We start from the raw sequence: 6,208 nt of genomic DNA, 5'->3' as shown, positions 1-6,208 counted from the left end.
CGTGGCCTTGTTCATCAAGGAAGCTGAAACCGCAGCCCAGCTCGTTGCAAGCGCCGCGGGTTGCGCCTTCGAGGTGTCACCCGTCGACTCCCTGCTGGCCATCCGGGGAAACCGGGAGCTGCTGCTTGCTGCATTGGCGAACCTGCTGCAGAACGCATTCAAGTTCACGCACCCGCACACCGACATCGCCTTGAAGGCCTATGAGCTTGGCGAGCATGTCCTGATCGAAGTCGAAGATCACTGCGGAGGGCTGCCGCCGGGAATCGCCGCCAAGATGTTCGCCCCCTTCAATCAGCACAGTCATGACCGGTCGGGCCTGGGCTTGGGTCTTTCCATCGCCCGCCAGAGCGTCGAGGCGGACTTCGGCACATTGACCGTGCGGGACGTGCCCGGCACCGGTTGCGTCTTCACGATCTCACTGCCGCGCCACTCGCTCCAGTGACCCTCGGTGCCGCCGGAGGTACGGCGCGCATCCGCGACATCAGGGGAAATCCCTAGACGCCCGTCCGCAACCCGCTCGGGCAGCCCCTCCACGAGCGAAACGCGTCGCGCATCGCCTCTTCAATGCCCCTCCGCCCCTGGCCCGTTACTTGCGAACTCGATCAAAAATGACAGAAAATTTTCTTATCTGACTTATATTTGTAAACTGGTTTTCAAAAAACGCACACTTTTGGGCACGTTTGCACCCTTCATGAGCACAACCGTCGACACCCCAGGCACCACCGTGGCCCAGCGCATTGCGCAGGCATTGCCGCGGCTGTCGCGCTCGCACCGGCAGGTGGCCGACTACGTGCTGGAGCACCCGCTGCAAGTCGCCACGCTGCCGATCGACGAGCTCGCCGCCGCGGTCGGCGTGTCGGTCGCCACAGCCAATCGTTTTGCGCGCGCGCTGGACTTCGACGGCTACGCCACCTTCCGCGCCGAGCTCGTGCGCGGCTTCGAGTCGCTGGTGGCGCCGGTCGAGCGCTTGCGCGGCAACCTGGAGCACCCGACCACGGTGGCCGAGGTGTTCGCCACGGCGCTCGACGAGAGCCGCCGCAACATCGAAGCCACGCGCCAGACGCTGGACTACGCCGCCTGCGAAGCCGCGGTGGAGCGCATCGGCAAGGCGCGCTCGATCTACATCGGTGGCTTCGGCGCCAGCGCATGGCTCGCGGGCCTGCTCCAGCACGGGCTGGACGGCAGCTGCAACGACGTGCGCCTGCTCTCGGGCGTGAGCGGCGTCACGCACGCCGCGCGCACGCTGATGCACGCGGGGCCGAAGGACGTGTTCATCGGCCTGACCTTTCCACGCTACCTGACGGACACCATCGCACTTGCGCAGATCGCGCGCAGCCAGGGCTGCTCGGTGATCGCGCTGACCGACCGCCCCAGTTCCCCGCTGGCACCGCTGGCCGACGTGGCGCTCTATTGCCAGACCGAAACCAGCTATCGCCCGAACTGCGAGACCAGCGTGCTCGCGCTGATCGAGGCGCTGACCAGCGCGGTGAGTCTGCGCGCGCCCGATCCGGTGCAGTCGGCCGGCCGCATCCTGCAGGCGGTGCGGCCGTGGCTGCACGGCGCCAATGGGCTGCCGCGCATCAATGGACTGGACACCAGCGCGCGCCTCCAGAACACACCCGATGCCGCCGCCCTGAACGGCGCCGGCAAGAAAAAGAAGAAAGCTTCCCGATGACTCAGACCCATGTGCCCGTGATCGCCATCCACGGCGGCGCCGGCACCATCAGCGCCGCCACGACCAGCGCCGAACAGGCGCAGGCCTATCACGACGCCCTGAAAAGCATCGTGGCCGCCGCGCAGGCAATGCTGCTCAAGGGCGCGTCCGCACTCGACGCCGCCTGCCTCGCGGTCGAGATGCTCGAAGACTGCCCGCTCTTCAACGCGGGCCATGGCGCGGTGTTCACGCATGACGAAACCCATGAGCTCGACGCCGCTGTGATGGACGGCGCCACGCTCGCCGCCGGTGCCATTGCCGGCGTGTGCCACGTTCGCCGCCCGGTGCGCGCAGCGCGCGCCGTGCTCGAAGACGGCGCGCACGTGCTGCTGGCCGGCGCGGGCGCCGAGGCCTTTGCACGCGAACGCGGGCTGGAGATGGTCGAGCCTTCGTTCTTCTCCACCGAGGCGCGCCGCCAGCAGCTCTACCGCGTGCGCGACACCGGCCGCGTGGTGGTCGACCACGAAGGCGCGTCGATGGCGGCAGCAACGCCGCCGCTCGACGAAGACAAGAAGTTCGGCACCGTCGGCGCGGTTGCGCTCGACATGCACGGCCACCTGGCCGCCGCCACCTCCACCGGTGGCATGACCAACAAGCGCGTCGGCCGCATCGGAGATTCGCCGCTGATCGGCGCCGGCACCTATGCGGACGACCGCACGGCTGCCGTGTCGTGCACCGGCAGCGGCGAAATGTTCATCCGCGTTGCGGCTGCGTACGACGTGTGCGCCCGCATGGCCTACGGCGGCGCCACGCTCGAAGCCGCCACGCATGCGGTGGTGCAGCAGTCGCTGCCCGCCATCGGCGGCACCGGCGGGCTGATTGCCATCGACCGCCACAGCAACCTGAGCCTCGCCTTCAACACCGAAGGCATGTACCGCGGCCACGCGCGCGGCGACGAAGCGCCCCAGACAGCCATCTTCGCCTGACAACGCACCGACGTACGCCCCCATTTTTCTTCGCACTCCCATGTCCACCCCTGCCCTCGCCCTGCCGGACGGCCGCGTTCTCGCCGTCGACGATCTCACCGTGCGTTTCTCGACTTCCGAGCGCACGGTCGATGCCGTGAAGAAGCTGTCCTTCCACGTCGACCATGGCGAAACGCTTGCAGTGGTGGGCGAATCGGGTTCGGGCAAGTCGGTGACTTCGCTCGCGCTGATGCGGCTCGTGGAGCACGGTGGCGGACGCATCCTCGGCGGGAGCATGGCGTTCCGCCGCCGCAACGGCGAAGTGCTCGACCTGGCACAGGCACGCGACAGCGCAATGCGCAACATCCGCGGCGCGGACATCGCGATGATCTTCCAGGAGCCGATGACTTCGCTGAACCCGGTGTTCACCGCCGGCGAGCAGATCTCCGAGGCCATCCGCATCCACCAGGGCAAGAGCGATGCAGCCGCTCGCGCCGAGGCGCTGCGCATGCTGGAGCTGGTGCGCATTCCTGAAGCGCGCAACGTGCTCGACCGCTTTCCGCATCAGCTGTCGGGCGGCATGCGCCAGCGCGTGATGATCGCGATGGCGCTGTCGTGCAAGCCGCAGTTGCTGATTGCCGACGAACCGACCACCGCGCTCGACGTGACCATCCAGGCGCAGATCCTCCAGCTCATCCGCGAGCTGCAGAAGGAGATGCGCATGGGCGTGCTCTTCATCACGCACGACATGGGCGTGGTCGCCGAGATCGCCGACCGCGTGCTCGTGATGTACCGCGGCGACAAGGTGGAAGCAGGCAGCTCCGACACCGTGTTCGCGGCGCCGCAGCACCCCTACACCAAGGCGCTGCTGTCGGCCGTGCCCAAGCTCGGCGCGATGCACGGCACCGACCTGCCGGCCAAGTTCGAATTGCTGCGCACCGAGGCCAGCGCCGACGCCCAGCCCGTCGAAGTGCCCGCGCAGCAAGACACCGTGCGCCAGGACACCGGCCCCATTCTTCGCGTGCGCGACCTCGTCACGCGCTTCGACGTGCGCAGCGGCCTCTTCGGTCGCGTGAAGCGTCGCGTGCATGCGGTGGAGAAGATCAGCTTCGACCTGTACCCCGGCGAAACGCTGGCGCTGGTCGGTGAATCGGGCTGCGGCAAGTCGACCACCGGCCGCTCGCTGCTGCGCCTCGTCGAGAGCCAGAGCGGCGCCATCGAGTTCGGCGGCAAGAACATCCGCGAGTTGCCCACGCGCGAGCTGCAGGCGCTACGCCGGAACATCCAGTTCATCTTCCAGGACCCGTTCGCCTCTCTCGATCCGCGCGTGACGGTGGGCTTCTCGATCATGGAGCCGCTGCTCATCCACAACATCGCCAAGGGCGCCGAGGCGCAGCAGCGCGTCGACTGGCTGCTGCAGAAGGTCGGCCTGCCGCCCGAGGTGGCGCAGCGCTATCCGCACGAGTTCTCGGGCGGCCAGCGGCAGCGCATTGCCATTGCGCGCGCACTGGCACTCAACCCGAAGGTGGTGGTGGCCGATGAATCGGTTTCGGCGCTGGACGTGTCCATTCAGGCGCAGATCGTCAACCTGATGCTCGACCTGCAGCGCGAGCTGGGCGTGGCCTTCTTGTTCATCTCGCACGACATGGCAGTGGTCGAACGCATCAGCCACCGCGTGGCCGTGATGTACCTGGGCCAGATCGTCGAGATCGGCCCGCGCCGCGCGGTGTTCGAAGCGCCACAGCACGCCTACACCCGCAAGCTGATGGCAGCGGTGCCGGTGGCCGACCCGTCGCGCCGCCACAAGCCGCGCGCGCTGCTCGAAGGCGAGATTCCCAGCCCCATCCGCGCGGTGGGTGACGAGCCAGACGTGCCGCCGCTGGTGCAGGTCGCGCCTGGCCACTTCGTTGCGCGGCACGCCATCGGCGGCGCCTTCTGATCCTTTCCGATCGATCAACCGTTTTTTTCAACCCGCAGGCCCCCCTGCTTTTTTCCACGAACCGACTGGAGTTCTTCCATGACGCAATCTTCTTCCTCCCTGCGATGGGCTTCCGCACTGCTGGGCCTGGCCGCGCTGGCCGCTTCGGGCACGGCACTGGCCGCGAAAGACGTGGTGCTCTCGATCGGCTACCAGCCGGAAACGCTGGACCCGTACAACACAAACACCACCATCACCACGGCAGTGACCAAGACCTTCTATGAAGGCCTGTTCCAGTTCGACAAGGACCTGAAGGTGCAGAACGTGCTCGCCGAGAGCTACGACGTGTCGAAGGACGGCCTGGTCTACACCATCAAGCTGCGCACCGGCGTGAAGTTCCACGACGGCACCGATTTCAACGCCGAGGCCGTGAAGTTCACGCTCGACCGCGTGCTGAACCAGGACAACAAGCTGCTGCGCTACAACCAGTTCAACCGCGTGGGCAAGGTCGAGGCGCTGAACCCGACGACCGTGCGCATCACGCTGAAGGAGCCCTTCGGCCCCTTCATCAACTCGCTGGCCCACGCCTCGGCCGCCATGATTTCGCCCACCGCGCTGAAGAAGTGGGGCAACAAGGACATCGCCTTCCACCCCGTGGGCACAGGCCCCTTCGAATTCGTCGAGTGGAAGCAGACCGAAGCCGTCAAGGCCAAGAAGTTCGACGGCTACTGGAAAAAGGGCTACCCGAAGATCGACACGGTCTCGTGGAAGCCGGTGCTCGAGAACAACACGCGCGCCGCGATGCTGCAGACCGGCGAAGCCGACTTCGCGTATCCCATTCCCTATGAGCAGGCCGATCTGCTGAAGAAGAGCGACAAGCTCGAAGTGGTGGCCACGCCGTCGATCATCACGCGCTTCCTGGCATTCAACATGCTGCAGAAGCCCTACGACAACGCCAAGGTGCGCGAAGCCATCGGCTACGCCATCAACAAGGAAGCGCTGGCCAAGGTCGCGTTCGGCGGCTATGCCTTCCCCGCGCAGGGCATCGTGCCGCAGGGCGTGAAGTACGCCGAGAAGATGGCTCCCATTCCCTACGACCTGAAGAAGGCCAAGGAGCTGATGAAGGAAGCCGGCTACCCCGACGGCTTCGAGTCGGTGCTGTGGAGCGCCTACAACAACACGACCAGCCAGAAGACGATCCAGTTCGTGCAGCAGCAGCTCGCGCAGATCGGCATCAAGCTGCAGGTGCAGGCGCTCGAAGTGGGCCAGCGCACCGAGCAGGTCGATGCATGGCCCGATCCGAAGACGGCCAAGGTCCGCATGTACTACACGGGCTGGTCGTCGTCGACCGGTGAAGCCGACTGGGGCCTGCGCCCGCTGTTCGCCTCGGAAGCCTGGGCGCCCAAGCTGAACAACATGTCGTTCTACAAGAGCGAGGTGGTGGACAACGCGCTGGCCAAGGCACTGGTGACGGTCGACGAAAAGGAACGTACCGCCCTCTACAAGACCGCGCAGGACGAGATCCGCAAGGACCTGCCGCGCGTGCCGATGGTCACGGAGCAAAACCTGTCGGCGCATGCCAAGCGCCTCTCGGGCGTGTTCGTGATGCCCGACGGCAACATCAACATCGACGCAATCTCCGTAGCGAACTAAGCCTCGCCCCCTCACCCG

5 protein-coding genes are annotated in these 6,208 nt (G+C 66.3%); all 5 read left to right on the top strand.

The genetic code is table 11. The annotated features are described in order from the left end of the window. Positions 1–442, top strand: a 442-nt coding sequence (locus tag ACSFCA_RS13290; protein ID WP_435459829.1) for a sensor histidine kinase, incomplete at its 5' end; no start/stop codon positions are given. 249 nt (positions 443–691) lie between these two features. After that, a complete protein-coding gene (locus ACSFCA_RS13285) occupies positions 692–1,675 on the top strand; it encodes a MurR/RpiR family transcriptional regulator (protein WP_435459828.1) in 984 nt (327 codons plus the stop codon). Continuing rightward, positions 1,672–2,640 carry an isoaspartyl peptidase/L-asparaginase family protein gene (locus ACSFCA_RS13280; RefSeq protein WP_435459827.1) on the top strand — a complete coding sequence of 323 codons (969 nt, stop codon included), beginning with the start codon at positions 1,672–1,674 and terminating at the stop codon, positions 2,638–2,640. Before ACSFCA_RS13285 ends, ACSFCA_RS13280 begins: the two co-directional genes overlap by 4 nt. A 40-nt stretch (positions 2,641–2,680) precedes the next feature. Continuing rightward, the gene (locus ACSFCA_RS13275; protein ID WP_435459826.1) at positions 2,681–4,558 is read left to right on the top strand and encodes a dipeptide ABC transporter ATP-binding protein; all 1,878 of its coding nucleotides are present in this window, start codon (positions 2,681–2,683) and stop codon (positions 4,556–4,558) included. 78 nt (positions 4,559–4,636) lie between these two features. Then, positions 4,637–6,190, top strand: a complete 1,554-nt coding sequence (gene gsiB, locus ACSFCA_RS13270) for a glutathione ABC transporter substrate-binding protein GsiB (RefSeq protein WP_093054515.1) — start codon at positions 4,637–4,639, stop codon at positions 6,188–6,190. The last annotated feature ends 18 nt before the right edge of the window (positions 6,191–6,208 follow it).

It is taken from the genome of Variovorax multivorans (assembly GCF_051216835.1).
Lineage (GTDB): Bacteria > Pseudomonadota > Gammaproteobacteria > Burkholderiales > Burkholderiaceae_C > Variovorax.
This window is presented reverse-complemented; position numbering and strand designations above follow the sequence as displayed.

Excerpts from the sequence above, each read along its gene's own strand:
- ACSFCA_RS13285 (WP_435459828.1), top strand. The coding sequence starts at position 692 with ATGAGCACAACCGTCGACACCCCAGGCACCACCGTGGCCCAGCGCATT.
- ACSFCA_RS13280 (WP_435459827.1), top strand. The coding sequence starts at position 1,672 with ATGACTCAGACCCATGTGCCCGTGATCGCCATCCACGGCGGCGCCGGC.
- ACSFCA_RS13275 (WP_435459826.1), top strand. The coding sequence starts at position 2,681 with ATGTCCACCCCTGCCCTCGCCCTGCCGGACGGCCGCGTTCTCGCCGTC.
- gsiB (WP_093054515.1), top strand. The coding sequence starts at position 4,637 with ATGACGCAATCTTCTTCCTCCCTGCGATGGGCTTCCGCACTGCTGGGC.